We start from the raw sequence: 25,853 nt of genomic DNA, 5'->3' as shown, positions 1-25,853 counted from the left end.
AACGTTTTAATCGTGCATGTGCTTCATTTTTAGTGCTATCTGGCGGCAACTTACTGTTGAGTAGACAATAGCAATGCCAAAGTTAGTGACTCGCTTGACCACAAAGTGATGCTACTTCTCAATTCACTCATCTGGCCTTGCGCGTGCTTGACAATAATTAGGGCCTGTTGACCTTTGCTGTTTGACTTTTGTTCTCCTGAGTGTGTTTTGGTCGCGACGCTCGACTTGCCGCCTAGTAATCTAGGCAAAAGTTGAGCAACAATGAACAAAGCGCACTCAGGTGAACCCGAAGGGCAGCGCTTGATTGGCATTTCTACTGTGTTATCGCCTGACTCACATAGAATGACTATGCTACGCCGGCTCTGCCTTGTATAAATACCAATCAAACTGCTGCAAAAACAAACTTGAAAGATAAACAGGCCCTAATCATTGCGTGAAAGTATCGTTATGAATACAGAACTATTTCTCACAAGTACACGAATTATTACCATTCCTTAGGAGTGGTGGTTTTGTGTGCTTTTTTAATGAACCCACCAAAGTAAGGTGGGTTTTTTTGTATCTGCCTTGTGGGGCCACAGCAAGGAGGTTACATGAAGAAAGTAGCAGTTTTTGGTAAACCGGGAAGCGGCAAGTCTACGGTGAGTAAAGGACTGGCCGCGGCAATACGCATCCCGTTATATCAATTAGACTCGATGCTCTACCAAGCAAATGGCGAGTTTGTTGACAGAGCCGCTTTTGATAAAGCACATCAAAACATATTAAATACTGATGCGTGGATCATTGACGGCTTTGGTCCGTTAGATGCGTTTAAACAGCGCTTAGATGCAGCAGATACCTTAGTCTACATCGACTTACCATATCGAGTGAGTTATTGGTTTGTGATAAAACGTCTTTTAAAAAGCATGATCACTAAGCCTGAAGGCTGGCCAGATGGTAGCTCAGTGTTTAAAGGGACGATTGCCAGTATTAAAACGTTAAGGCGCTGCCCGCAATTTTGGAATGAAGAATTCTTATCGCAGTTAGAGCAAAGCACGCAAACCAAAACACTCTATGTGATTAAGTCGGTTGCGGCGCTTGATAGCTTTGTACGTCAACATGCGAAATAATATCACCTAAGGGTAAACGTGAGTAATGTATTGATTTGCAGCCTTTGGTGTTACGTCTTTTGCGCTGGACATGATGAATAATAAAACTTGTAGCGGTCTTACCCACACTAATACGGTGATAAATCATCATATAATCGTAACCATTATTTGCCTTTGTACCTTTTTTGTTGTGCTGTATACTTAGCCGGTTTGATAATTGCGCATGGAGAGGTGCATGAGAAGAGTTGTAATATTTAATAAGAAAAAGCATTTTTTTTGGCCACGACCAGACGTTAACTCACTCAACCAAGAGATTGAGCAGATAGAGCAAGATGGTTGGAAGGTGCTGTCTGTCACGGCTAACTGCGATTTTTTAGGTATTAGGGCCTGTTGATCTTTCAAGTTTGTTTTTGCAGCAGTTTGATTGGTATTTATACAAGGCAGAGTCTGCGTAGCATAGTCATTCTATGTAAGTCAGGCGATAACACAGTAGAAATGCCAATCAAGCGCTGCCCTTCGGGTTCACCTGAGTGCGCTTTGTTCATTGTTGCTCAACTTTTGCCTAGATTACTAGGCGACAAGTCGAGCGTCGCGACCAAAACACACTCAGGAGAACAAAAATCAAACAGCAAAGGTCAACAGGCCCTCGCTCTTTTACAATCTTAATTGAGTCTTAATTTGTCTGCCGTGAAGCTTGAATTAGCTTCACGGGCGTGCTAATTTGCTTTCGCTCTGGTGGACGACCTCCAGAGCTTTCTTTTACTGGCGGGGACGACCCCATTTTGGAGTTGTCATGAGCTGGTTGCTACTTGTTTTTGCAGGTTTATTGGAAGTCGTTTGGGCTATTGGTTTGAAATTTACCAACGGTTTTACGAAGCCTGTTCCCTCAATTATTACTTTAGTGGCGATGGCCGCAAGTTTCTACTTTCTCAGTGTTGCACTACGAACTTTACCGCTTAGCGTTGCTTATTCTGTCTGGGTTGGAATTGGTATGCTAGGGTCGATTATTGTTGGCTTTGTCTATTTTAAAGAGCCGTTGTCATCACTTAAGCTACTCAGTTTGCTGTTGATAGTGATTGGAATTATTGGTCTGAAATTATCCTCTCAGGGTTAAATTACAGCTATAGTTAATCGGAGCTTAGGTTAGATAATTCCACTTCAGATGAAAAGGAAATTCGATGACGATTGAACTGAATATGGCGGGCTTACAAACGCTTGTCGAGACTACCCTCACACCACTTAAAGACTATCATGGTGATTTGTTACCTTGGCACGGGGAAATAGTAGAAAGCCGTAGCTTCGCATTGGAGGGGATAACCGCAAGTGTTACCGGTGAAAGTAAGATAGAGCTTATCAACGCGAGCACAGTTATCGATGAAGACGGTATTATTGGTAAGCAAAAAGAGGTTAATGCAGATCTCGAACCTACCACAACACTTACCTATAGTGATGAGGTGTGCTGGATAAAATACAGCACACACATTGACTTTGATCTCACCGGTGCCTCCAAAGCGGAGCTGCTTGGTATCAATACAGATGGGCAGGCACAATGTAAACTAGCAGCCTACCTTTGCCATCAACCACATGAAGCTGTGGGTCTTGCCTTAGGGCGCGACGTTGCAACTATGCCGGTTATTTTCGATGTTGAGGATATTAAGTCACTTGCACCTAGCAATGCATTAATGATGGAAACGGCAGGAGCGTTAACGGTGAGCGCCAATTTTAGGTGGTCAGATATAATCGCGCAAAATCTCGATATGTTTAGTCGTTGGTTGGATCAAGGAGAATTACTTGATATTAACCTTGATTCGGCTTTGAATGCGGACCTTAATATCGAGATCCGTGGTGGCTTTCGTGTTGTCTTTTCTAAACGCTTGGATAAACCACACCATACTTTCCTCGCAATTAAAAAGTCAACATTGTCGAATACCGCTTTAACAATCACTGGGGGAGTGAACGCCAAATTTGCCGACCAAGCCGGATTTAAGCAAGCTTATTCGAGTATTTTGACAGGGATATTCAATGCACCTCTGGATAAGGTTGAAGAAGTCCTTTCACTCGTCGCAACAGAATCACCCGATGAAGCGCAAAACGACCTGATCTTAAGATTAAAAGATCGCTTACAGCTTGATCCACTAATGGACAGTTTAGAACGACTCCAAAGCGAGCTGCTGACCATTAAAAAAACGGTGTTAGCAAATATTGAAACGGCTGCAAAGCTGAAAGCCGAGTTAAGTGTTAAGTTTGAATATACGCGTTTATCCAGTCATCAATCGCTGCTTGAAGCGAAATTAACTACCAAAGGCCTAGAGCAGGTGCATCTTGATGCGCTATTTGGGCGGGTTGGTACTATCACTCAGCCTAGTTACCAAGATGAAATCGAGATAGAGCGCTTCTTCTTTCAAACCAGTACTGAAATCAAGCAAGCCTATGGGTTCAATTTAGGCTTTGGAGCTTGGTCGGCCATGAGCCGTAACAGCTATTCATTTAAAACCATTGAAACGAGAGACAAGCTAGATAGAGTGCAACTTGCTACGCTTGGAATGCGTGGTTATCAAGATGATATTAATGGCGATAAACGTCATTACTATCTCAGCTTTGATGCTCAGATGGTGGCCTTTTCAACATCAACGCCGCCTAAGCTACGCGAGTTTACGTTGGGTCTGACGCTCGTACATGAACAGCAAGAGGCGAGTGTGACCAGTAACGAGCTGGACCACTTGGTCGATGATTTATCGGTATGGGGTATGATCCCAGAGTTTGAATATGAGGATACAAAACACCGATTGAGCGAGATACTCAAAGATGCCGATAATGTGCGGATCGTTAAGTCCTTACATCTTGACCATGACGTGTTTGTTCAGTTACTACCTTTATTAGGTCAGTTTGATAGTCGAAGACTGGCCATCTCGCTTGCCGCTGCATTACCCATCAATCACAAAATACTTCCTGAGCGGGCAACTATAGAAAATCGAGTGAAATTATATGATGCGATTTTTGAGGCATTGTTAAATTCGCAACTTAACTCTCATAACGAAGTGGCTCTGGCGACATATCAATATCTCAAAGCAAAGGGATGTCGAAAACTTGCAAGTAAAGAGCGGGATTGGCGCAGGCTAGGTGCGAGCAAATTCCAAACCCTTGCAGGAATAGTCGAGTTACATCCGCGGATTTTGCAGGATATTAAAAACCTATGCGATGGCTTTGCACAACTTAACTTCGCTTATCACCAAGAAGGGGATTATTCTGTGCTTGAACAAGCATTTAATCTTTTTGATGACATGGGCGAACATGGATTCTATAACCGCTTTTTCGCTCATTATGTATTGCAATGTACGCGCACTTTTCCTCAGGCACAAAATGGTACCAAAGTGACGGTGAAGCTAGAGTTTGTTAAAGGCGGTAAAGAAATTGATGTGCTTTGGGGCAAACGCTAGGGGGTTATTGCTCTCGCTTCGCTATGAATTTGAACAGCCATCACTCTTCTTTAAGATCATTGCTTAATTTTCTCTTCAGTTTTGCTACTGCATCATGTTGGCAATCTAAGCCCATATACAAGTAACACATTGTAATTGTGGGTGACTTTTATTTTTTGGACTTACGGTCGGTTAAATAAAACGAGATCAGTCCATGTAAAGGCGGTTTGTATCCATATGAATGATGTAGTCACTGATAAAGTACGGTTTACTTTTAAAAACCATCCCCAAGGATGTGCTGAAGAATTTATTGTTGCGACGGCAGTGAGCGATAATATTTATCAAATAAAAGGCGCTCCGCTTTTTGCTTTTGGTGTTAACTACGGCGACCACGTTTTGGTTGCATCAGATAGCGAAGGTTCTTTAGAAGTTATCGAGGTTGTGGCTCGAAGTGAGTATCACTCTTTGCGGATCCGCTTTACAAACGAGTTAGAAAATGCCAAAAACATAGAGCTACTTCAAGAGCTTACTCTATCTGGCGTGGAGAGCGAGCAATTGGATGATGAGTGCTTTGCGTTGACGGTTTCACCGCAAAGAGAATACGAATCTTTTATCGATATCTTGCATTATTATCAGGAGCTTGGAGTATTGAAGTATGAACTTGCCGGCGAGCCCCACGATAACTTTGATGGTAACCGTGCGTAACTACGAGATACCTAACTAATGCATCACAAATTCAGTGGCTTAGTGTTCAGTTTTGTGTTTCACTTGGAACTTTAATAGGCACGGTAATTTACTATCGTACTTAATTTAGGATAATGGCGAAATACTAAGGAAACACAAGGATGGCTGTCAATTTTGTTGGAGGGTGTTTATGTGGACATATCCGTTTTACTGCAACCGGAGTACCTCATAACCCCCATACCTGCTCCTGTAAAATGTGCCAACGGCACAGTGGTGCACTAACCGTTGCATGGGGAGAGTTCGCAAGTGAAGAGGTTAGCTGGGATGGGCCTGGCGGTGCGCCTAAGGTGTGGCGTTCTTCGGATTATTCATCGCGCGCCTTTTGCCCTGAGTGTGGTAGCACATTAGGTGCAATAGATGACGCGCCTGTCATTGCATTAGTGCTCGGCGTTTTTGATGCCAATAGTCGTAAAACCCTAGAACCTAAATCCCATTCTTATATTTCAAGAAGGCCAAAATGGTGGTGTATAGGATGCAATTAGTCTCTGTGCTGTATGTGAGTAAATTATGACTTATTACGCTATCGAAGATGCGTCGTGGCCTGAGATCTTAACGCTACAAAATCAGGCGTATCATGATGTTGCGCCGGAAACTGTGGATATCCTAAAAAGTAAATGGATGCGTTCGCCAAAGAGTTGTTTTGTTTTTAAACAACATCGAGCTGTGGATGCCTATTTACTGGCGCACCTTGGCACGATGAAAAGCCGCCGAGTCTGTTTACATTATACCAATCTACCTAAATACTTGCTCAATTTGAAGGAGCTAATCTGACGCTAACTGTGTTAAAAATTTCTTATTTAGAACAACTAAATAGCAAAATTTTTGCCTTGTTATCGACAAGATTTTCTTGCCTCAAAATAGAGCACTTAATTCAGCAAATTGGTATTACTTCCTGAACAACCGCCTAGTTCGTCGTTGTTTCTACATGACCTAGTTGTTTCACAAGCCGTATCTGGGCAGGGAATAGGTGCCTTGATGATTAGACGTTTAGTTGAGTTGGCGACCCAAATGGGGTACTGTCGCATTCGGCTCGTGGCTGTACAAAATAGCGTGGGGTTTTGGTTGAAACTAGGGCCTGTAGACCTTTGCTGTTTGATTTTTGTTCTTCTGAGTGTGTTTTGGTCGCGGCGCTCGACTTGCCGCCTAGTAATCTAGGCAAAAGTTGAGCAACAATGAACAAAGCGCACTCAGGTGAACCCAAAGGGCAGCGCTTGATTGGCATTTCTACTGTGTTATCGCCAGACTTACATAGAGTGACTATGCTACGCAGGCTCTGCCTTGTATAAATACCAATCAAACTGCTGCAAAAACAAACTTGAAAGATCAACAGGCCCTAGGCTTTGTCCCAAAGCCAATTAAGGTATGCAAAAGTTATGGTGAAGATGCGCAGCTGATGGAAATGAAAGTGTAAGGTGCGCCAGCTAAGCTTGGAAGTTATGAAAGTAGCCATACGGTAATTTACGATGATAAAAAAAATAGTAATTATATTCTCGCTGCTGTTTGCAGCTAGTCACGGCAGTGCCGATGAGTTAAAGCCATTTACAAGTGATGGCTGTAGTGCATTTCCTGATGGTACTTTGGCGCAAAATGAACTGTGGTTGAGCTGTTGTACGGCGCACGACCTTGCCTACTGGAAAGGTGGTACCGCTATAGAGCGCGAAAATGCCGACATTGCCTTGCAAAAATGTGTTGCTGCGGTAGGCCAAAAAGAAGTGGCAACCCTGATGTTAGCGGGTGTGCGACTTGGTGGGTTGCCTTATTTACCGACGCCATTTCGTTGGGGGTACGGGTGGTCTTACCCTAGACGCTACGCCGAATTGACCGCTGAAGAGATAGAGCAAGTAAATAAGCACATGGCAAAACTAGCATTAGACAAAAAATAAATTGACGCAAAGTCAAATTCTGTATATTTTCTCCGCGATGTTTCAATGAGGGCCATACAGTCAACTCGTCAACCCAATATTAGGCAGATCCTCACACGCATTAAGTGCTTGTGATTTTAACCTTTTGTTCTGAATTTGGGAAACGGATAAGACTGCATCAGCCGCTGTTTATAGCCGACGTTGCGTCCCTTTTTTCCGCTGCTCAAATTCCTTTGATTTGGGAAATTCGCATGGCTGAGCCAAGTGCAATTAGCATCATTCCCCCAGTCGTCGTATTGACGCTTGCAATTATCTTACGTCGTCCTATCTTGTCCCTTGTTTTAGGGGCGCTTGTAGGACTCGCATTGTTAGACCCCGCCACCGTATTGGCAAATTTTGCTGATGCTTCGCTAAAAGTGATGGGCGATGAAACCATCGGCTGGCTTATTCTGGTATGTGGTACGTTTGGTGCTTTGATAGCGCTGTTGGTGCACACGGGCGGTGCCTTAGCATTTGGACGTAATGCCCTGAAAATGGCAAAAGGGCCAAAGTCGTCTTTGCTTATGACCTATTTTTTAGGTGTGATCATTTTTATTGATGATTATCTCAATGCGCTGACGGTTGGTGAGACGATGCGCCGCGTTACCGATAAGTTTAAGATTTCTAGGGAAATGCTTGCCTATGTTGTGGATTCAACCGCTGCGCCTATCTGTGTTTTAGTACCACTTTCGACTTGGGCTGTGTTCTTTGGCGGTTTGTTGGTTGATAACGGTGTCGCGGGAGAAGGACAGGGGATCAGCACGTATATTCAGGCCATTCCTTACATGCTGTATGCTTGGGTGGCTGTAATTATGGTGCCACTGGTGATATTTGGTGTTGTGCCACTATTCGGCCCAATGAAAAAAGCAGAGCTTGCAGCTAAACAAGGGCAGCCTGCGCTTGAGCAGGTTGATTTGGAAGAAGTACATACACCGGATCACTATGCTGCAAAAGCCATTGAGCAGGAATTTGAACAAGCCGACACTCAAGGCAAACTGGTTAACTTTTTGGTGCCCATTGGTTTGTTGGTGGCGTTTACGGTGTATTTTGACATTGATGTATGGAAAGGCTTGTTAGCGACTTTGGCGGTGACTATCCCATTTTATATGGTGCAAAGGTTGATGCCGCTTGCAGACATGCTTGAGCAAATGATCAATGGTTTTAAATGCATGCTACCTGCAATAGGAACAGTTATCGCCGCATTTATCTTTAAGGATGTGTGCGATCAACTGTTATTGCCACAATATGTGATAAATGCGCTGAGTCCTTATATGACAGCTGGTTTACTGCCTGCGATGGTGTTTTTATCTATGGCTATTTTGGCTTTTGCAACAGGCTCTAGTTGGGGGATCTTCGCTGTGACTATTCCTATCGTGATGCCATTGGCCGTTGCTGTAGATGCTAATATTCCTCTGGTGATAGGCGCATTGTTGTCGGCATCATCATTTGGAAGTCAAGCGTGTTTCTACTCGGATTCTACGGTATTAGCAGCCCAAGGCTCAGATTGTAACTTAGTCAGTCACGCCATCACTCAGCTACCTTATGCGTTGATTGCGGCTGCAATTGCGTTTGTTGGCTTCTTGATTATTGCATAATCGCAAGTAAGTTTTAGGGTTAGTTCTGCTAGCCCTTCAAAGCTAACTTCCCAAAATACTTACTCTATTGCTCAAGTCTTGCTAGGCTATATAACCAGACCCTAAAAGTGTAAGGATAGCAATGTTCACACCTCGCAAGTTGGCCGAAAATTATCGCGAACTGATAAGTAGTATCGGTTTCTATCCCTCCTTACTTGCAGTTGCATTTTTTATTTTCGCGCTCATAACCACGGCACTTGAATATGCAGCTCCTATCAATAGCTTTAAGGAGCTTATAGCGATTGTACTTGTCGACAGTGAAGAGAACGCACGAACCATTTTAAGCACGCTCGTGGGAAGTATCATCTCATTGACGGTATTTAGCTTTTCAATGGTGATGATTGTGCTGAATAATGCCAGCGCTGGGTTATCACCTAGAGTACTGCCAGGTCTTATCACCAGAAAGTCGCACCAGCTGGTATTGGGGTTTTATCTCGGCAGTATCATTTATGCCATCATTATGCTGATAAACATTCGTGGCGTGGGCAATGGTGAAACTGGGATCCCGGCGTTAGGGGTTTTATTTTCGCTGGTGTTTGGACTGATCTCTTTAGGCTTTTTTGTGTTTTTTATCCATTCAATCTCCCGCGCCATACAGGTCGATAATGTGCTAAATGACCTGTTTAACAACACCAAAAATGAGATGAAGAATATTATCACTAAACAGCAAGAGCAGCCTTTTAATAACTTTCCTGACTTCTCGAGTTGGCATAACCTACCCAGCACAGAAGAGGGGTATTTTAAGGGAGTACACAGTGACAAACTGTGCGGGTTGTGTGAGCAACATGACTTAAAAATATATATTGCAGTTAAACAAGGGTTTTTTACCGTTAAAGGCTACCCGTTTCTTAAGTGCAACAAGGACCTTAGTGAAGATGAGGCGCTACATGATGCGTTACTTAGCTGTTTTATTTTTTATGTTGAAGAGTATATCAGCGACCATTATCGCTATGGCTTAACACAAATCTCGGAGATTGCAGTGAAGGCCATGAGCCCAGGGATTAATGACCCCGGTACTGCGGTAAAGGCGATTGATATGCTGAGTATTTTACTTATCCAGCGTTTGGATATTTGCGATGTGAACTACTCCTTTAAACACGCTAAAAATGAGCCGCTTTTATATATTCACGAAGCGTCTTTTGATGAATTACTGCATGATAATTTTACTCCGATAAGAAACTATGCAAAGACCGATGGCTATGTCATGGTCAATGTGTTGGAAGCGTTTAAAAATATACTGTTTCGCTCAAGTGCGGATCAACACGCGACGGAAAGCTTATTTAATTACTTAGAGGCCATCATCGACGATGTGCGCAATACCATCACTAATCCGTTTGACCGTCAACGGATCATTGAAATGCTCGAGGCCATTGAGAAAATCAATGGCGACAAAGGAGAAGCGCTTATTACACAATTTACACGAGAATAAGCGTGAACCTTTTTAATTCAGCGCAAGCTTAGCAAGACCGGCGGCAATGGCAGAAAGAGAGAGTAGTCTCAGTAAAATGATAGCAATATCAGAGCTGCCGCCTGCAGACGTATTTCGATAAACTAAGGGATAGTCAAAGAATATAAGCAAGTAGAGTAAGTCAAAAAAGCCGATCCGGGTGCCATTGAGTTCTACTTTTGTACCATCTTTTAATAAGATTTCGGCAAAGCATAAATTGGCCGTGGTTTTTATTCTTCCGCCTTTGCGGTCGTTCAATAGCAAGTAATGAAAGGTGATTTCAGTAATGTCTTCTCTAGCAATTTTTTGCGTACCAGTTACTTTTGTTTTTATTGCTTTGGGCGAAATGGTTAATTGGTTTTTCGACACGTCCATCACCCATTGAGAGCCAAAGCCAAATTTTTTGTACAGCATGACTCTTTTAGTAAAAAAGATAATTAAAAATGCGATTAAACAAGCAGGGAAAGCAATATAGCGTGGGTACTCACCATCAATAAAGGATGCTGTGATAGCCAAGGCGAAGACGAGTAATGCAAATAAAAATTCAGTGCCACCGGAAAGCATGCCCAGCGCAGCGATAGATTTGAGTGATACTTGAGAGTTATCGTTCAATTCATTTTTGCTTTTTAGAGTCACATATTTGAACCACACTTTATCCGTGAGTGATAAATCGAGTGTGTGTTTGGCTAATGACATAGGGCACTTCCTTGGTATTAATAAAAGCAATGATCCTGGTCCATTTATATCGCATTTCCATGAAACTTGGAAATTTTTCAACTGGTTGCGTTGTGTTTTGACCAATAGATTGGTACTTTTTTGAGTACCAATTGGTAAAGTTATGGGAACATTTGGGAAGCGGAATATATGATCCAAAAATTAAACAATCGCGATGCGTCGGTGGCGAGAGAGATTTTCAATGTATTTCAACGGTCATACAAAATAGAAGCTGAGTTAATTGGGGCGAGTTATTTTCCGCCTTTATCTCGAACGATAGAAGATATATGCGGTGCGACGAGTCACTTTTATGGATATTTTGAAAATCAAAATCTTGCCGCAGTCATTGAAATTGTCATTTTTGAGAAAACGCTAGAAATAGATAGCCTGACTGTCGATCCCAGTTATTTTCGCAAAGGGATTGCGGGTAAATTACTGAATTTTGCTTTAACGGAGTTTGATGCTGCAAAAGTGATTGTTGAAACTGCGACCGCAAATGCACCTGCGATAAAATTGTATAATAAGCATGGTTTTGTTGAGTACAAACGCTGGCTGCCCGCACATGGTATTGAGAAATTAGCGCTGGCGGTGGATGTTTGTAGCTAATCGGATTATTAATGCCTTTCTAGCAGCCAGTTTTAGCGCTAACTGCTTTGAATTTACTTCCAATAGCCAGCTAAGTATAAATTGTCATGTAAACTTGATGTTACCCAGTAATTGGTATGTTATATTGTATCTAAATTGGTGCAAGGTTTATTTTATGATCACAATAACGGATGGACCACTTCATCTTTACCAAGTGGAGCAAGGTGATATTTTGGTTACCGGCATTTTGGCCGAGCTCGACGTTTCAGCGTTACCTGAGCAAGCAATTCTGCCTCACGAGTCGGTTTCGGTTTCTCATGCTATGGCGCTGAAAAAGCGTGTTCAGAGCGAGAAGTTGCTGTTACCCCCTTGTCTTTTGGTCGGAAAACTTGACTTGGATGAGGTGCGATGGCAAGCGGAATGTGTTGAAACTGCGCAGTGGTACAGTGATTGCGGTGAGTGTACTCATCGCCTCTATGCTGTTGAAAGCCCTTACGTGCTACAAGAATTCAGGCAGCAGATCACAATGCATCAGCAATGGCTAATTGCAGATGGACATCACAGGATGTTTGCAGCAAGCCAACGTCATGCGCCTCAATCTCGGATGATGGCATGGTTAGTTCCACAGCAAGATGCGGTGATAACGAGTTTCGCGGTGCAGGCATCTTACACACAAGCTGTAGATGTTACCAAATTCAAACAGCACCTAAGCAATTTTGATATCTGTGAATCCTCGGAGACTGAGGCCGATTATACTATTTGGTTGGGGAAAGCTGCTCTATATTTTGTCCTACGACGCGCGACAAGCGATTCTTATCTTATTCAGACCCAGTTGCGTAGAGCACTGCAGTCACTGCCAGCGTTTGAGGAGCTGTGGTCTAAAAATAAAGTTGAGCTGAGTGATGACGCTCATGTTGTAACTACCATCTGTCGTGCTCCCCAAATTGAAGACATCTTTGCTGCTGCTAAAGCAGGCAAGTACTTTCCAGAAAAGTCGACCTTATTTACGCATAAGGCCGACAGCCAAGTACTTTACCATTTAAATCAGCAGGCAGCTTGTGCTTAAAAGCCCTCGTAGAGGGAGATACTTACAACTGTTTAAAGGCTTCAAGCACCCTAAGGTTTTGCTCTGGCAGCCCGATGCTTACTCTCACAAAATGATCAAAACCTGATTCTAGCCAAGGTTTTATCATTATTCCTTGTTGCAGCAGCAAAGATGCGACATGCGCAGACGGCTGCTTGACATCAATAAATAAAAAGTTGGCTAGACTTGGCGCGACAAAATAACCCTGCTCGGTGAGGGAGGCGCTGAGTTTTTCCCTTTCGCGATTCGTTTGCGTGACCGTGTCTGCCAAATATGAGGGGTCTTGTAGTAACGCGATCGCTGCAAGTTGTGCTAGTCGATTTACATTGTAAGGTGTACGTACGCGGTGCAGATAATCCGCCAATTGTGCATTTGCCATTACGCCGTAGCCCACTCTAAGCCCTGCAAGACCATAGGCTTTGGAAAAAGTCCGTAATACCGCGTAGGGACGAGGCTGTGTTTGAAGTAGTGTTAAGCTATCGACAAACTGTTTGTGGCCTTGGGCATATTCGCAGTATGCTTCATCAATGACGATAACCGTATTGAGCGGACAGGCATCAATAAGGCGCTGCAAATTATTGGCATCAAACGTACAACCTATGGGGTTGGATGGGTTTGCAAGCATCAGCATTTTTAAATCTGGGTGATGTGCGATAGCATCGAGCCAATCATCAATTCGATAGGACAAATCGCTTTGCATCGGCACCTCCAGTACCTTTGCCCCCATCATATTGGCGTAAATCCCATGAAGCGCAAAGGTAGGCTTAGCCACTAACACTTTATCGCCTTGACTGAGAAAGGCTTTGCAGAGCATTGAGAGTACATCCTCAGAGCCATTGCCGAGTACAATTTGTTCTCTGGCAACGTTAAGTTTAGTGGACAGGCACTCACTTAGCTCTGTGCATTGGCTGTCTGGATAGCAGCTAGCGGTATGCAGCTGCGCTTTAAAAGCATCAAGCGCTGCAGGGCTCGGCCCTAAAGGGTTTTCATTCACCGAGAGGTTTATCATATTGGGGTGGAGATTGCGCGCTGTTGCTTGCTCAATGGTTTGTCCTGCACCATAGGGCGGCAGTGCAATGACTTCTTTGCGGGCTGGGCTTGGCATTGTCGTTGTCATTGTCATGCGTTTTGCTCCTTGAGTGATGTGGGCTCAAGCAAACGGTTAGCCCTATGATTAAAAAGCCAGATCTCAGATAGCGCTGTGACCGCAAGTCCTAACATTAAGGCGTACCAAACGCCCAAAATCCCCAAAGAGAAAAATTCTTGAAATAACCACGCACCGGGAAGACCAATGCACCAATAACCAATTAAAGATAGCATTAAGGTGCTTTTAACATCGCCAAGTCCACGCAGGATACCGAGCCCGATATTTTGCCACGCGTCAAAAAACTGCAAAAAGGCGGCAATAACGAGTAGCTCTATAGCGATAACAACGACGTCGGAGTTTTGTAATTCTTCTGCACTTAAAAATGGCAGCAGCACAAATTCGGGTGTGAATAAATAGATTAAGGCGAAAACAGACATGACCGCTGCACCGCAAATAATCCCCAAATTGCCGATGCGTTTCGCATGGTGAAAGTCCCCCGCAGCATTGGCTTCGCTGATGTAAATAGAACAAGCAGATGAAATGCCGGCAGATACCATAAATACGATGTACACCATTTGGCTTACCACGTTGTGGGCGGCTAACGCGTTAACGCCGAGTGTTGCCACAAATAACGCAAGCACGGTGAAAAACCCAGCTTCAAGTCCGTAAGTTGCGCCAATTGGCACGCCCATTTTCCATGTTTTGCTAAGTGCTTCGCGGTCGGTTTGCCAAAACTTTATAGTGAGGTAGGGGCTGAGTACGTTATCGCGCTTGGCAAATAGTATAAACAGCAAAAACGATAAATACAGCACGATGCACGTGGCGGCCGCAACCCCGACAAAACCGAGTTGTGGTAGACCAAACTGACCAAAAATTAGGCCATAGTTGAGCACGATAGTGAGGACAACAGATACACCCGTTATTAACATCAATGGCCCTGGTCTTTTCAATCCAACGCTAAAATGCCGTACGCTTTGAAACCAAAAACAGGGTAATAAGCCCAGAGCGACAACGGTTAAATATTGGGTCGTCAAATTGGCAATTGCCTCGGATGTACCGATAAACCTTAAAAATGGCTCTATGGCAAACATCATGGCAGCGAATGTCAGACCCAAAAATGTTCCGATAAGCATGCTGGCGTTAAAAAGAGGAGTGATCTGATCTAGTTTAGCCTTGCCGATTGCATCAGACACCAAATTACCCGTTGCCGTGACTACGCCCGTTCCCATGGTTCTAAATTGATTAAAAATACCAATGGCGAGGCCGCCAGCAGCCAGCTCTAACGGGCTCAACATCCCGAGCATGATAAGATCTATCGTTGCAATTGCCACGTAGAGTAGATTGGTCAGAATAAGTGGCCCTGCGAGCTGGCTTACTTTAAAAATATCGGTGCGTGCTGAAGCTACCATAGCGTTACTTCCTCCACGCTTTCTTGTGTGATGGCAAAGTCTGCAACCGCTCGTCCGAGCGCCACGTCAGTAATGATCATGCCGCTGTTATAGACAAAGATAATTTCATCAGGGTGGGTGCGTGCTGGCTTTTCACCATTTAGTATGTCCGTTAATGTCGCATCAACGGCAGGTAGTTTACCGTTCTCGTCTAATAAATCGTCTCCGGTGACCTTCATTTGTTCTGCATCCGTTGTGAGCAATCTATCAGCTCGGTGTAGCACTGGTTTTTCGATTCCATAGCCAACTAAAATCACCACAGCGCCGGGTTTTAACCATTCATATTTAATGTTCTCTTTGGCGGACAACCCAGTAACGGCAAGGATCACATCGGCTTGTCTTACTGAAGCTTCTAAGTCTTGTGATACCGCAACTTGTCGCTGTGGGTGATGCTCCTTTAGTTTTTGCTGAACTGCTTCCAAACCTGTTTGATAGCTGCCGTGGACGGTTAGATGTGTGAGTTGTGGTAATGCCGTGACGAGCATAGGTAAAGCGATTTGCCCTTGAACACCTGTGCCTACAACCAACGCATTTTTAGCATCTGAATGAACGGCATATTTTGCAAACAAAGCGGAGGTGGCTGACGTGCGCATAGGACCTAGTTCTTTTACATCCATGAGGGCCACAGGGTGGCCTGTGGCATCATCGCAAAGGAAGATAAAAGAGTAAAACTGATATTGATTACGGCTTCTGTCAGGATCGTATTCGTAGACCACCTTAAACCCTACGGTATTACTTGCAGCATCGCGGCCAGCCATACTATAGGCAATGGAGCGGCCATCTTGTGGCGTCATAATCACTTTGAGTGGGTTGGCAGAGTCAGGGTGATGCAGTGAGCGAAAGGCATTTTCCACCACCTCAATGACTTTACTATAGGGAAAATCAAGTTGCGCCAATCGGGCTTCATTTAGTATCGGCAGAACAGTTTGTTGGGTCATGGTTAGGCTCTCGCGGCAGGTTTATATTGCGTTAATAGGTCATCGAGCTCTTGTTCGATGTTAATGTCGATAAGGTCGTGTTTTGCCATCCAATCATCATTGAATACCGTATCGAGATATTTCTCGCCACCGTCACAAACGAGCACTACAAATAAGCTGTCGGCGGGGGCGGTTTTTAACGTCTGTAGCGCTTCGTATATCACCCCACCTGCCGAGCCACCGATCATTAGGGCGTAGTGCTTTGCAAGGTATCTGGCGGTATTAAACGCTTGTTTGTCAGACACCTTCACGCCTTTGTCGATAAGTTCATACTCAATTACAGGGCCTATCTCAGCGCCTTCAGGCGTCCCCGTTCCTGATTGATGATAATTCAGTCCAGGTCCACCGAAGATCACAGAACCCACAGGTTCAACCCCAATCGTTGTGAGTTGATGACAACCTAAATCCCGCAGAGCCCTTGTTGTGCCGCATAGCGACCCACCTGTGCCAACCGCACCGACAAGGTGGGTAATGTGTTCACCAAGTTCATAAAAGACCTCTTGCGCAAGTCCTGTATAACCGCGACTATTGGCAAAATTATTGTGCTGGGCGGTCCAAAATGCGCCTTGCTCTTTTGCCAGCTTTGCGGCCATCGCATCGCGAATATCAGTCGATAAGCTGTCGTCTCCGGCTTCGCTAACACAGATCACTTCCGCGCCAAAAGCTTTCATATTGCTGATTTTCTCTTTTGCCGCATGGTTATCCACAAGAGCGGTAAAGCGATAGCCACGCTCCGCTGCAAGCAGCGCAAGACCAACGCCGGTATTGCCAGAGGTTGACTCAACGACCCAGCCCCCCGGCTTCAGTTGGCCGTTGGCTTCTGCTTCATCTAACATAGACTTCGCCATTCGGATCTTAGCGCTACCGGTGGGGTTAAACTGCTCAAGCTTAAGATACAGTTTGCTACCGTTTGGTAGGCTTAAAAACTGCATTAGCGGGGTATTACCAATGCTTTGCGATACCCTTAAATAAGGGGTTAGGTGTAATGTCGAGGCGAGCGAATGCTGCGCATTTATGTTCATAAATAGGCTCCTTTACGTTGTGTTGTTGGGTAACTTTTAGCTAAGTAGCTGCCAAGAAAGTGTATTGTTCTCCCACGTTACGGCGATTTTTCGTGGCAATGGCATAGAGTGAAACTCGGATTCATTTGAATCCATTTGATATCCTGCGGTGTTGAGGTAAATCATTAGGTCATCGCGCTTCGGTAGTTGCGACAAGGGAATAAACCGCCAGCTTAGCATGTCGCTATCTAGGCAGGTTGCTCCGCCAAAGGCCACGCGATACGCTCCTTGCTTGCGGTTTGAATGTGCAGTGAGTAACAGCGGGCTCGGCAAGTATTCGCTTTCAAACCACTGTTCTGACAGCGATAAGCTTGAGCCCGAAAGTGTAGCGATATGACAGTCTGATGTGCCTAGGTGCGGCTTTGTCCCTTGCACTTTAAACAAGCTAATGCCAGCCTCATCGAGCAGTGCCCGGCCAGGCTCGAGCATCAGTGTTAGGCTCTTTTGGCGTAATGCCGCTAATGCGGTTTGTCCATGCGCGTTCTTCACTGCCAAAATAGCGTGTAAGGTGTCCGCAGGGCTTTGCTCATTATGGTAGGGATAAAACCCTGCAAAGGTTTTACCTGCAAAAAAGCATTCGAAGTCCAAGGCTTGTTGCCACTGCTCATTTTGTAGATAGGAGACGGGCAGGCCACCGCCAATATTCACTTTTGATGGCGACAGTCCTATTTGCCTAGCTTCGTCTATCGCATCGATTAAAGTATGGATGCTCTGGCCACGTGCTTGTGGGCAGTATCCGCTTAAGTGGCAGCTAAATCCTTCTAAGCTTACCCACTCCTCGTATTCTCGGCACTGAGCTAATAATGGCGTAAGCTGACACAGTGAACTGCCAAAGCGTGAGGCTTTAGTTGGTTGTGTTTGTAAACGCAGTAGCACTCGCGCTGGGCGCTTTCGCTGGCGGGCCAGTGTAATGACCGAGCTTAACTCAGCACTTGAGTCAATGGCGATAAGCGCTTGATGTACAAGTGCTAAGCTAAGTAAGGCATCTGATTTATGCGGACCAGATACACCAATTTTTACCCCTTGAATACCACCGCTTAGGGCAAGTTCAAACTCTTGCACACTAGCCACGTCTATCCCTATATCGTGATTAGACGCGACTAGAGTAAAGCATTGGGCTTTGTTGGCTTTTTTGGCAAAATAAATCTCATGCTCAAGCCCGAGCGTTATAAAGTAGGCTTGCAGGGTTTCGATATTTTCCGCAAAACGCTGAGGAAACACTAAATGTAGCGGCGCTCCCAATGCTGCCGCCCATTCAAATAATTTGGCTTGGTGCTCCGTTAGCAGGCTTTGTGTTTGCGGATGCAATTTTGCAGTGAAGGCATCACTCATACGACTAACACCTCTTTGTTATTTGCACTGTCTAACTTGTTGACGTGGCGTTTTGCTATAACGAGCAGGCCAACGGCTAGTAGCAGCAACCAGATTAATGGCGTGTAGTTGTTCACGGGTGTGGCAAAGTCATTGCTAAATTGAGGAATATCCGCAAGATCTGTGAGCGTTGGCTTTGCGCTACAACCCTCACAAGGTGCAAAATCGCCTCTTTGATTGGCATTGGCAATTTCGCTGGCAAAGAAACCTTGTAGTGCTTGATGATGAGCTTCAACTTCTTCCATAAAGGCGTGATGACGTGCTAACCCATTGCCCGCTAAATCAACCAACAGTGTTTGTACGATGAGTGCGGGGGAAAGGTATTGTAGCTTTTGCGCGTTATGTTGCTGTGCTTGTTGCGCCGTTAAAAATAGTACATCTTGGGCTGCCATTGCGCGTTCGACAGAATTAATAGTAGCAATTTTTTTGGTGGCGTAATCGCTGGCACCACTGCCATTTTTGGCAAGCTCTGGATGATCTTGAAAATACTGAGCTAAAGTCTTTTCACTCGCTTTTTGGGCATCGTCACTGGCGGCACGCAGGCTATCTATGTAGTGAATTCGTGAAGGCGTTGGGTCGAGTAAAGCGATACTGGTATTGACCAAAGCTGGAACCACAATCACCAAGGCAAGCCAACAGGTGACCAAGGTAGCTGCGTTATTTGCCGCACTTTTAGCTCTGCTATTTACCCAAGCGGTTAAGGCAATCCAAAACCCAGAATAACATAGTGCGATAAGGTTATAACTCAGCAGTTCAATCACCCCTAGCTGCTCTCGTATTGTTATTAAAAGTAGGCTACTAACACTTAAAAATGGCAGCACAATTAACGTGCTTCGTAGCAATAATTGATAGGTCAGAAGGAGGGTTGCACTGCCTCCTTGAAGGATCAGTAGTCTTAGCTGTCCACCTTGGCGTTCACTCGCTAACGCATTAAAGCAAATGCCTATAATGAGCAATGGCAGTAAGTAGACAATCACAAAACTTAAATCGAACTGGCCTAACAGCAGAGATAGTGGGTGAACATAGTCATATTGATGAACGATGTGCTGTTTTTCTTTGATTAGCATCTTAAAATAGTAAGGTAATACGTCGGCTTGCCCTGTTGCGATTGGTGACGTTGCAAGCGGGGCTTTAGTGGCGTAATTTTGCATCAAGTAAAAAGCCTGCCCGCGCAGGTCGTACGGGTCTTCCCACCACTTATAGTCTGCTGTACTGGCGAGTCTTTCGGGTAATCCAGCTTTGGCATCTTGGATGGCCTGTTGCTGCATTTGCTGCGCGGCAAGCACCACATCATGCTGTTTTTTAGCAAAGTAATGGGCGTTAAAAAATGCCACTAGTGCAAGCACGCTGGTGGTCAAGAACAGCGCGAGTACGAGCTTTTCTCGCCAGAGGTTTTTAAACTCAGTAGCTAACATTAAACGTTTCATCTTTGCTCCTCCAAACGCAGCTTTTTAATCGCGAAGAAACTCAATAACACCAGAGCGATTAGCCAAAAGCTCAGGCTAAACAGGCTGATAACGTAGTGAGGCAGGTAACGAATAAAATTGGGATATTGGAATGCGAACTTTGGGATCTGTTGCCATAATTCCTCGCCCGCAGTGTAATGGCCGCCCGCCTTGTGACCGTGATCTCTTTGATTAAAGTTAAGCACTTCTTGCATCATACGGCGGTGCTGCTCTGCTGCATTTTCAAATGCTTGCTGGTGGGCAAAGTCGCTGGCAGCGGTGGCCATCGACAGCGTTTGTATCGCGATAAACGGCGTTAGCATCCCTGCAAGTTGATAGCTTTGTGATTGCGCTTCTAATTGAGCTAAACGCGCTGAAAATAAGCGGTCAAAAATTTTATCAGCGTATTGTTCACCAAATTGGAGTTGTGCTCCGGCATAATCAAAAGGTAAGTCTTCTACATTGCTAACACCATATTGAGTCAATGTTTGCTGTTTGAACTTTGCGATTGCTTCAACTCGTGCTTCGGTATAAACCTCACTTTCAAGCTTTGCTTGAAACGTTTGACCTGAACCTTGCGGATGAATGGTGGTCGCGATATTCATCGCCAGTTTTGGTAGTAAAAGTGTTGTAAAGGCCCAAATGGTTAATAGCGCTACCAATGCGCGCCTTGCCGTTGGAAGTAAACTTGAAAACGTGGTGGTGAGTAACGACCAAAGCAATAGGTAAACCAAATAAAATAGTAAAAATAACCCACTTCTGAGTGTATGAGACTCCGCGCTTGTTACTTGGCTATAAAGTAAAAAGAGCGCAACAGGCAATAAAAATAAGCAAGAAATAGCAAAAAGCAGCGCACATTTGGCGATAAACAGCTTTGCAGGGCTTGCACCCGATGCGAGCAGTTGTTTTAAGGTGCCTTGCTCACGCTCTCGGGCAAGTAGTGGGTAGCCAATTAATATAATCAATAGCGGTAGTAACACTTGCAGCACAAAGGCGGGCGATAAGCTGCCAAAACGTGACATTGGTAAGTTATCTTGCGCACTTCGAAACATGCTATCGTTACGAATATGGGCCTCAAGCCTCAACACATTCCCTTGATATGCTTGTAATCCCGCGTCGAGTGCGGCCAGTGGGGTAGTGGGTTTGACCACGTAAATACCGTAGTGGGCGGCGGAGTGAGGGCCTTTTTCACCTTGATTTAACCAGCGAAATTGCTCTGATTGAGACACCTCAATAACTGCTTGCTGATAGCTTTGGTGGCTTTTAAAACCAGTTAAGCAGGCAAGCAAGAGCAGCAATACTGCAATGCCTCCAAGCCAAAGCGCTTGTCCCTGCCGCTTGGTATCGAGCCATTCCTTTTTGAATGTCGTTTGAAACATCAGACACCCACCTTGATATGTTTGAGGTAAACGGATTCAAGTTGGACTTCTTGCAGTTGTTCATAGACTAAGGTATCGACTAATTGCCCTTGATTGATAATTGCCACGCGATGGGCATCTTCTTGAGCACGGTATAAGTCGTGGGTCGCCATTAAAATCGCGACGCCTTGCTTTGCTAGTGACTGAATGAGCTGGCTAAATTCATGGCTGGCTGAAGGATCAAGACCTGATGTGGGCTCATCTAAGATCAATGCCTTGGCTTGCTTAGCAATGGCAATAGCTATGCCCACTTTTTGTCGCATCCCTTTTGAATAGGTTGCAACGGGTTTGTCTACAGCGTGACTTGGCAGTTTTACTTCACTGAGCAGTGTGCGAAAGGCTTCGTCGGTCTTTTCTATGCTGGCCATTTTGCTGAAATACGCTAGATTCTCAAGTCCGCTAAGTCGTGGATAGAGCGCGACTTGTTCAGGAATATAGGCCAGTTGCTGCCTTGCCGTTACTACGTCATGTTGTGGATTAATTCCAGCGATGGTGATTTCCCCGGCATCCGGTTGTAAAAAGCCCAGTAAGCAATTAATCGTGGTGGTTTTACCTGCCCCATTTGGGCCTAGCAGCGCTAGAATTTCACCTTGATGTACGCTCAAGTTTAATCCCTGTAACGCTTGGTATTCACCAAAGCGCTTTTGCAGGTTGTCGATTTGAATAACAGGTGTAGTCATGAATTATCCTTAAAAGCTCACGCTTAATGAGGCGATAAAGGTGCGGCCACGACCGGGAGCGACTCCCCAGTCTATGCCTTTGGCACCGCCAGATAGCCAATATTCTTTGTCGAACAGGTTTTCGGCCTTGAGTCGTAGCGTGGTGTTAATGTCAGTAAAGTGGTATTTAGCGCCCAAGTCGAAGCGCGTGTAGGCTGGTAGCTTTAGCGTGTTATTGACGTTTTGTTCGCGCTCACCAACATGGAAAATACCCGCATTGATGCTTAACGCCTCCCAAAATGGCAGCTGATAGTCGACATAAAGATTTGCTTGAAATTTAGGCACATTGGCTGGGGTGTTGCCATTAAGTGCGGGCTCGCCGTCAAGCTTATCTAAGCTCGGGTCCATCAAGGTAATGGATGCTACGGTTGCAAGGCCGTGAGTAAATGAACCACTGGCATTGAGCTCAATACCTTGATGTGACTGGACACCGTCTTGCACGAAATAGTTAGTAATGTGATTGTGGTACTCCAACATCTTTTCTATTTCGAAGACGGCTATCGAGTAGTTCATGGTGTCCGTTTGGTATTTTATGCCAGCTTCAATTTGTTCGCTTTCTTGTGGGCCGAGTGATTCGCCCTCGTTTATTGCACCGCTGCCGATGACTGCAACGCCGCCTTCTCCCGCGCCTTCTGAGTAACTGGCGTAAAACGCGAGCTGATCGCTTGGGTTGTAGTTAAGACCTATGATGGGAGTATTAAAAGTTCGGTCGTCTAGCGTGGTTTTAGTTTGGCCAGGTAGAGTTTGCTCTTTTTTGTATTGAATATGACGCAGCCCTAAGGTGGCATAAAATACATCGTTAAAGTGCAAGGTATCTGTGATAAATAATGCGCTTTCAGAGGCTTCAGTTTTGGTTGGTTCTGGATAATCAGGGAACTGCGGTTTACTGCTATGAATTGGATTGAAAATATTGCCAACGGGGTTGGTTAGCTCAAACCAACGGCCATCCTTCGACTCATAGTCACGAATACTGACGCCGATAACTAGCTCATGTTCAATTGCCGCGGTGGTAAGCTGACCGCTGATAAAACTATGTGCGGAGAGTGTGTCATACGTTTCGTCTGGAGTAATGTGGATAGCGGCAGACAGCACATTACCTTGTGTATCAACTGAGTAGATATCAGGAAAAACGGTAAACCTATCATTACCAGAAAGCGCAGCTTGGTTTACCCATTGCCACGTGTCGTTCAACCAAAAATCAGCACGTGCGGCAAGGTTATATGACTCGGTTTGATACTTTGCCCAAGGTTGTCCGAGCAATACATCACTGGTGTTGACATAGGGCGGTAATATTTTACGGTCAGGATCATAGGGGTCGCTGGCCAGTCCTATCAAAGGCTGTGATACGGTGCTTTTGTCTTGGTAATCGCCGTCTAATCGGATAAATAGGCGGTCTGAGACTTGCCAATCTAGTGCTGCACTAAAGAAATAGCGCTCTAAGTCATCACCACCGGTAAAGTCACCGTTTTTCTCTGCTGCTGCATTTATACGATAGCCGAGTGTTTGCTCGTCGGAAATTGGCCCACCGATATCGATGTGTAAATACTTTCCTCCACGACTACGTACTTCTGTTGTGACATCCAAAAAGGCGTCCATGGTTGGGCGCTTTGTCACATAGTTGATGGTACCGCCGGGGTTGTTAAAGCCTGATACGAGACTTGACGGGCCTTTAACGATATCAATGCGCTGAATATTCTCTAGCGGTACATCTTGGTAGGGGGCAAGCGCTAAACCGTCGCGTCTTAGACCATTAGTCCAATCTAGTTGAAAGCCACGCAGACTCACAAAGTCGAAAACCGTACCAATTGAGGTATTTTGAACAGAAGCATCGTTGGCAAGGACTTCGCCTAGCGTTTTTACTCTTTGATTGCTGATCAGTTCTTCAGAAAATGATTGAATGGAAATAGGAAGAAGCTGCGGATCTTTCATCCCCAATGCCGAAGCGTTCACGTCTCTCGTGCTGTAAAGAGGCACGCGAGTGCCATGTACGTTAATTGTTTCAATGGATTGTTCGGCAACACTAAGTGAAGAATATAAGCTACTAAGCACGCTAACTGTCAGGAGTGACCTTGTCATTTTGTTATTCCAACTGCAAAAACGAATGTGAAAAGAACCATCATTTATTTGATACAAATGATTATTTTAAAAATGTTATAACGTAACGATCTTAATCATGTTTTTGTGTGCTTGAAAAGAGGTAAGTTATTGCTAAAAGGTTATCCCTGTATCTTTTTTTTGCAAAAAACAAAACAAAGGTGAATCGTTCAAAGTAACAGCTTTGCGTATTGATAAAAGTATAAGTCTCAACGAATATTATTTTTACAAATAAAAATCGTTCTCATTAATTTGTTTTTAAAGTGGGTGAATTGATTTTTTTGTTGTGAATTTTTGTATAAAAAACAATGTGAAAGTTTGTAAATGGTTTGCGTGTTATTCAGTACATCGAGCTTAATCTCACTGAATAACGCCGAGCATTTACTTAGAGAAGTGTTTGCTGCTTAATAAAGGTAACGAGTTTCTCAGCAATGTATTGGTGTTCAGAAGCGGTTGGATGCCACACACAGCCTTCTAATGGTGAGTCGAATGTATGACTGTATAGTTTACTGATATCTTGCTGATTAAGCCTTGCAATTGCATCTTGAGTTGCTGGAATAATAAAGTTATATGGATATGCTGGACGAGGCATATAAATAATGGGAACCGCAGGATATCTTGCACGCAACTGTTTGGTGAAAACGACCATTGTTTCTACCCACTGCGTTTTGACTTCATCAATAGTTTGCCAAGGCTCTGCAGGGGTTGGATCGGTACTAAAGTCATTGGTGCCTACTTCAATGACGATAAGCTGTGGAAACTTATCTTCAAAGTCAGTGTTGTCGGTAAATACGGCTGACATTTTATCGTAGTAACTACGCAACGTATGATGTGGTTGATTGCCGCCCCAATTTCGAATTAAGCCTAAACCTGAGTATGAAACTTGGGTAAAACTGGCACCCAACTGTTGTGCGCTCATGTATGGAAATGCTTTACGGGCGTTACTTAAATCAAGAATTTCACTCCATTCACACTGTCTTTGGGTGGACTCACTGCCAAAGCCTGCGCTAATTGAATCGCCAATAAATAAGATATGGGGCTGTGGCTGCTGGATTGAGTCTAATTTTCCGTCCACATCAACACTTAGGATCTGGGTATTGTGTTCGTAGTGCTCCCAGCGTTTAACGAGTTCAATTGTGACGGTTTCTGCCTTTGCGCTCTCAAATAGTGTGAAGGTCTCAGCGACTCCATTGGCGTTAGTCTTTAGCTTTTTTGTGAATTTGCCATCGATCAGTACATCGAATTGATCGCCGTAGCCCATCAACTCGATATGAAAGGAACGGCCAGTGAGCTTAGTATGCAGCTGGGTACCCGGCCAATTAAAATTCACACTGCCATCGGCATAGTTTTTACTGACGCGTCCTTCATAATGAATCGCATGATGGGTCGCTGCGTGATTTGCGGCACTGGCTACACTTCCAGAAGCTAATAAAGCCACCGTAACTAACGTTTTTAACATGTTGTATTCCTTGTAGGGTTATTCATTGAATAATGTAACTGGTTTAAATGGGTTGTGAGTGAATTTAGGCTTGAAAATTATTCACTTAAGAAAGGAGAAAATAGAATATATCACTGGCAGGAAGAGGGTTGCTCAGGTACATTACGCTATGTAATCAGGTTAAG

24 protein-coding genes are annotated in these 25,853 nt (G+C 44.6%); 13 read left to right on the top strand and 11 right to left on the bottom strand.

The features are described from left to right. The first annotated feature begins 590 nt into the window (after positions 1 to 590). The 11 genes from CTT31_RS11310 (at position 591) to CTT31_RS11255 (ending at position 10,209) form a co-directional block, all read left to right on the top strand. A complete protein-coding gene (locus tag CTT31_RS11310) occupies positions 591 to 1,106 on the top strand; it encodes a P-loop NTPase family protein (RefSeq protein ID WP_211857909.1) in 516 nt (171 codons plus the stop codon). 214 nt (positions 1,107 to 1,320) lie between these two features. Further along, the gene (locus CTT31_RS11305; protein ID WP_260491280.1) at positions 1,321 to 1,479 is read left to right on the top strand and encodes a hypothetical protein; all 159 of its coding nucleotides are present in this window, start codon (positions 1,321 to 1,323) and stop codon (positions 1,477 to 1,479) included. 399 nt (positions 1,480 to 1,878) lie between these two features. After that, a complete protein-coding gene (locus tag CTT31_RS11300; RefSeq protein ID WP_017216036.1) occupies positions 1,879 to 2,199 on the top strand; it encodes a DMT family transporter in 321 nt (106 codons plus the stop codon). Between the two features lie 64 nt (positions 2,200 to 2,263). Beyond that, positions 2,264 to 4,522, top strand: coding sequence for a hypothetical protein (locus CTT31_RS11295; RefSeq protein WP_260491279.1), 2,259 nt, complete (start codon positions 2,264 to 2,266; stop codon positions 4,520 to 4,522). A gap of 216 nt (positions 4,523 to 4,738) precedes the next feature. Continuing rightward, the gene (locus CTT31_RS11290; RefSeq protein ID WP_211857907.1) at positions 4,739 to 5,206 is read left to right on the top strand and encodes a DUF4265 domain-containing protein; all 468 of its coding nucleotides are present in this window, start codon (positions 4,739 to 4,741) and stop codon (positions 5,204 to 5,206) included. A 140-nt stretch (positions 5,207 to 5,346) separates the two neighbouring features. After that, on the top strand, positions 5,347 to 5,727 hold the full coding sequence (locus CTT31_RS11285; protein WP_260491278.1) for a GFA family protein: 381 nt from the start codon (positions 5,347 to 5,349) through the stop codon (positions 5,725 to 5,727). A 25-nt stretch (positions 5,728 to 5,752) separates the two neighbouring features. Next, positions 5,753 to 6,016 carry a hypothetical protein gene (locus CTT31_RS11280; RefSeq protein WP_260491277.1) on the top strand — a complete coding sequence of 88 codons (264 nt, stop codon included), beginning with the start codon at positions 5,753 to 5,755 and terminating at the stop codon, positions 6,014 to 6,016. A 108-nt stretch (positions 6,017 to 6,124) separates the two neighbouring features. Then, on the top strand, positions 6,125 to 6,400 hold the full coding sequence (locus tag CTT31_RS11275) for a GNAT family N-acetyltransferase (protein WP_312026949.1): 276 nt from the start codon (positions 6,125 to 6,127) through the stop codon (positions 6,398 to 6,400). Positions 6,401 to 6,708: 308 nt separating this feature from the next. Then, positions 6,709 to 7,128 (top strand): hypothetical protein, encoded by a 420-nt coding sequence (locus CTT31_RS11265; RefSeq protein ID WP_039497219.1) that lies wholly within the window; start codon positions 6,709 to 6,711, stop codon positions 7,126 to 7,128. 230 nt (positions 7,129 to 7,358) lie between these two features. Continuing rightward, positions 7,359 to 8,741, top strand: coding sequence for a Na+/H+ antiporter NhaC family protein (locus CTT31_RS11260; RefSeq protein WP_039497221.1), 1,383 nt, complete (start codon positions 7,359 to 7,361; stop codon positions 8,739 to 8,741). A 121-nt stretch (positions 8,742 to 8,862) separates the two neighbouring features. Further along, positions 8,863 to 10,209: a DUF2254 domain-containing protein gene (locus CTT31_RS11255; RefSeq protein ID WP_260491276.1), complete on the top strand. Its 1,347-nt coding sequence runs from the start codon at positions 8,863 to 8,865 to the stop codon at positions 10,207 to 10,209. Between the two features lie 12 nt (positions 10,210 to 10,221). On the opposite strand, the gene CTT31_RS11250 is transcribed toward CTT31_RS11255, so the two are convergent. Then, on the bottom strand, positions 10,222 to 11,028 hold the full coding sequence (locus CTT31_RS11250; protein WP_260491275.1) for a hypothetical protein: 807 nt from the start codon (positions 11,026 to 11,028) through the stop codon (positions 10,222 to 10,224). A gap of 63 nt (positions 11,029 to 11,091) precedes the next feature. On the opposite strand from CTT31_RS11250, the gene CTT31_RS11245 reads away from it, so the two are divergent. Continuing rightward, positions 11,092 to 11,547 (top strand): GNAT family N-acetyltransferase, encoded by a 456-nt coding sequence (locus CTT31_RS11245; protein WP_193521442.1) that lies wholly within the window; start codon positions 11,092 to 11,094, stop codon positions 11,545 to 11,547. Between the two features lie 154 nt (positions 11,548 to 11,701). Beyond that, complete coding sequence (locus CTT31_RS11240; protein WP_130126083.1) at positions 11,702 to 12,592, top strand: DUF1015 family protein; 891 nt, start codon at positions 11,702 to 11,704, stop codon at positions 12,590 to 12,592. A gap of 22 nt (positions 12,593 to 12,614) precedes the next feature. Here CTT31_RS11240 and hisC read toward each other — a convergent pair whose 3' ends face one another. The 10 genes from hisC to CTT31_RS11190 all read right to left on the bottom strand — a co-directional run bounded on the left by hisC (position 12,615) and on the right by CTT31_RS11190 (position 25,689). Further along, positions 12,615 to 13,733 (bottom strand): histidinol-phosphate transaminase, encoded by a 1,119-nt coding sequence (gene hisC / locus CTT31_RS11235; RefSeq protein WP_260491274.1) that lies wholly within the window; start codon positions 13,731 to 13,733, stop codon positions 12,615 to 12,617. Further along, positions 13,730 to 15,106 carry an MATE family efflux transporter gene (locus CTT31_RS11230; protein ID WP_260491273.1) on the bottom strand — a complete coding sequence of 459 codons (1,377 nt, stop codon included), beginning with the start codon at positions 15,104 to 15,106 and terminating at the stop codon, positions 13,730 to 13,732. The genes hisC and CTT31_RS11230 overlap by 4 nt, the downstream gene beginning before the upstream one ends. Beyond that, positions 15,100 to 16,083, bottom strand: coding sequence for an ornithine cyclodeaminase (locus CTT31_RS11225; RefSeq protein ID WP_130163821.1), 984 nt, complete (start codon positions 16,081 to 16,083; stop codon positions 15,100 to 15,102). Before CTT31_RS11225 ends, CTT31_RS11230 begins: the two co-directional genes overlap by 7 nt. Before the next feature lie 2 nt (positions 16,084 to 16,085). Then, on the bottom strand, positions 16,086 to 17,144 hold the full coding sequence (locus CTT31_RS11220) for a cysteine synthase family protein (protein ID WP_260491272.1): 1,059 nt from the start codon (positions 17,142 to 17,144) through the stop codon (positions 16,086 to 16,088). Between the two features lie 36 nt (positions 17,145 to 17,180). After that, positions 17,181 to 18,515: an alanine racemase gene (locus CTT31_RS11215; protein ID WP_260491271.1), complete on the bottom strand. Its 1,335-nt coding sequence runs from the start codon at positions 18,513 to 18,515 to the stop codon at positions 17,181 to 17,183. Then, positions 18,512 to 19,981 (bottom strand): DUF3526 domain-containing protein, encoded by a 1,470-nt coding sequence (locus tag CTT31_RS11210; RefSeq protein WP_211857894.1) that lies wholly within the window; start codon positions 19,979 to 19,981, stop codon positions 18,512 to 18,514. The genes CTT31_RS11215 and CTT31_RS11210 overlap by 4 nt, the downstream gene beginning before the upstream one ends. Further along, entirely contained in the window at positions 19,978 to 21,378 is a 1,401-nt protein-coding gene (locus CTT31_RS11205; RefSeq protein WP_260491270.1) for a DUF3526 domain-containing protein, read from the bottom strand. The genes CTT31_RS11210 and CTT31_RS11205 overlap by 4 nt, the downstream gene beginning before the upstream one ends. Further along, positions 21,378 to 22,097 carry an ABC transporter ATP-binding protein gene (locus CTT31_RS11200; RefSeq protein WP_211857890.1) on the bottom strand — a complete coding sequence of 240 codons (720 nt, stop codon included), beginning with the start codon at positions 22,095 to 22,097 and terminating at the stop codon, positions 21,378 to 21,380. The genes CTT31_RS11205 and CTT31_RS11200 overlap by 1 nt, the downstream gene beginning before the upstream one ends. 9 nt (positions 22,098 to 22,106) lie before the next feature. After that, complete coding sequence (locus CTT31_RS11195) at positions 22,107 to 24,212, bottom strand: TonB-dependent siderophore receptor (protein ID WP_260491269.1); 2,106 nt, start codon at positions 24,210 to 24,212, stop codon at positions 22,107 to 22,109. Between the two features lie 403 nt (positions 24,213 to 24,615). Continuing rightward, positions 24,616 to 25,689 carry an SGNH/GDSL hydrolase family protein gene (locus CTT31_RS11190; protein ID WP_260491268.1) on the bottom strand — a complete coding sequence of 358 codons (1,074 nt, stop codon included), beginning with the start codon at positions 25,687 to 25,689 and terminating at the stop codon, positions 24,616 to 24,618. Positions 25,690 to 25,853: the final 164 nt, after the last annotated feature.

The organism is Pseudoalteromonas maricaloris, from assembly GCF_024746855.1.
Taxonomy (GTDB): Bacteria; Pseudomonadota; Gammaproteobacteria; order Enterobacterales; family Alteromonadaceae; genus Pseudoalteromonas; species Pseudoalteromonas maricaloris.
The sequence above is the reverse complement of the archived record's forward strand: the minus strand, read 5'-3'. Positions and strand labels throughout refer to the sequence as shown.

Coding starts and splice junctions, on each gene's coding strand:
- CTT31_RS11210 (WP_211857894.1), bottom strand. CDS start 19,981: ATGAAACGTTTAATGTTAGCTACTGAGTTTAAAAACCTCTGGCGAGAA.
- CTT31_RS11190 (WP_260491268.1), bottom strand. CDS start 25,689: ATGTTAAAAACGTTAGTTACGGTGGCTTTATTAGCTTCTGGAAGTGTA.
- CTT31_RS11280 (WP_260491277.1), top strand. CDS start 5,753: ATGACTTATTACGCTATCGAAGATGCGTCGTGGCCTGAGATCTTAACG.
- CTT31_RS11215 (WP_260491271.1), bottom strand. CDS start 18,515: ATGAGTGATGCCTTCACTGCAAAATTGCATCCGCAAACACAAAGCCTG.
- CTT31_RS11230 (WP_260491273.1), bottom strand. CDS start 15,106: ATGGTAGCTTCAGCACGCACCGATATTTTTAAAGTAAGCCAGCTCGCA.
- CTT31_RS11255 (WP_260491276.1), top strand. CDS start 8,863: ATGTTCACACCTCGCAAGTTGGCCGAAAATTATCGCGAACTGATAAGT.
- CTT31_RS11245 (WP_193521442.1), top strand. CDS start 11,092: ATGATCCAAAAATTAAACAATCGCGATGCGTCGGTGGCGAGAGAGATT.
- CTT31_RS11285 (WP_260491278.1), top strand. CDS start 5,347: ATGGCTGTCAATTTTGTTGGAGGGTGTTTATGTGGACATATCCGTTTT.
- CTT31_RS11300 (WP_017216036.1), top strand. CDS start 1,879: ATGAGCTGGTTGCTACTTGTTTTTGCAGGTTTATTGGAAGTCGTTTGG.
- hisC (WP_260491274.1), bottom strand. CDS start 13,733: ATGACAATGACAACGACAATGCCAAGCCCAGCCCGCAAAGAAGTCATT.
- CTT31_RS11205 (WP_260491270.1), bottom strand. CDS start 21,378: ATGTTTCAAACGACATTCAAAAAGGAATGGCTCGATACCAAGCGGCAG.
- CTT31_RS11290 (WP_211857907.1), top strand. CDS start 4,739: ATGAATGATGTAGTCACTGATAAAGTACGGTTTACTTTTAAAAACCAT.
- CTT31_RS11260 (WP_039497221.1), top strand. CDS start 7,359: ATGGCTGAGCCAAGTGCAATTAGCATCATTCCCCCAGTCGTCGTATTG.
- CTT31_RS11240 (WP_130126083.1), top strand. CDS start 11,702: ATGATCACAATAACGGATGGACCACTTCATCTTTACCAAGTGGAGCAA.
- CTT31_RS11310 (WP_211857909.1), top strand. CDS start 591: ATGAAGAAAGTAGCAGTTTTTGGTAAACCGGGAAGCGGCAAGTCTACG.
- CTT31_RS11220 (WP_260491272.1), bottom strand. CDS start 17,144: ATGAACATAAATGCGCAGCATTCGCTCGCCTCGACATTACACCTAACC.
- CTT31_RS11265 (WP_039497219.1), top strand. CDS start 6,709: ATGATAAAAAAAATAGTAATTATATTCTCGCTGCTGTTTGCAGCTAGT.
- CTT31_RS11305 (WP_260491280.1), top strand. CDS start 1,321: ATGAGAAGAGTTGTAATATTTAATAAGAAAAAGCATTTTTTTTGGCCA.
- CTT31_RS11195 (WP_260491269.1), bottom strand. CDS start 24,212: ATGACAAGGTCACTCCTGACAGTTAGCGTGCTTAGTAGCTTATATTCT.
- CTT31_RS11200 (WP_211857890.1), bottom strand. CDS start 22,097: ATGACTACACCTGTTATTCAAATCGACAACCTGCAAAAGCGCTTTGGT.
- CTT31_RS11225 (WP_130163821.1), bottom strand. CDS start 16,083: ATGACCCAACAAACTGTTCTGCCGATACTAAATGAAGCCCGATTGGCG.
- CTT31_RS11295 (WP_260491279.1), top strand. CDS start 2,264: ATGACGATTGAACTGAATATGGCGGGCTTACAAACGCTTGTCGAGACT.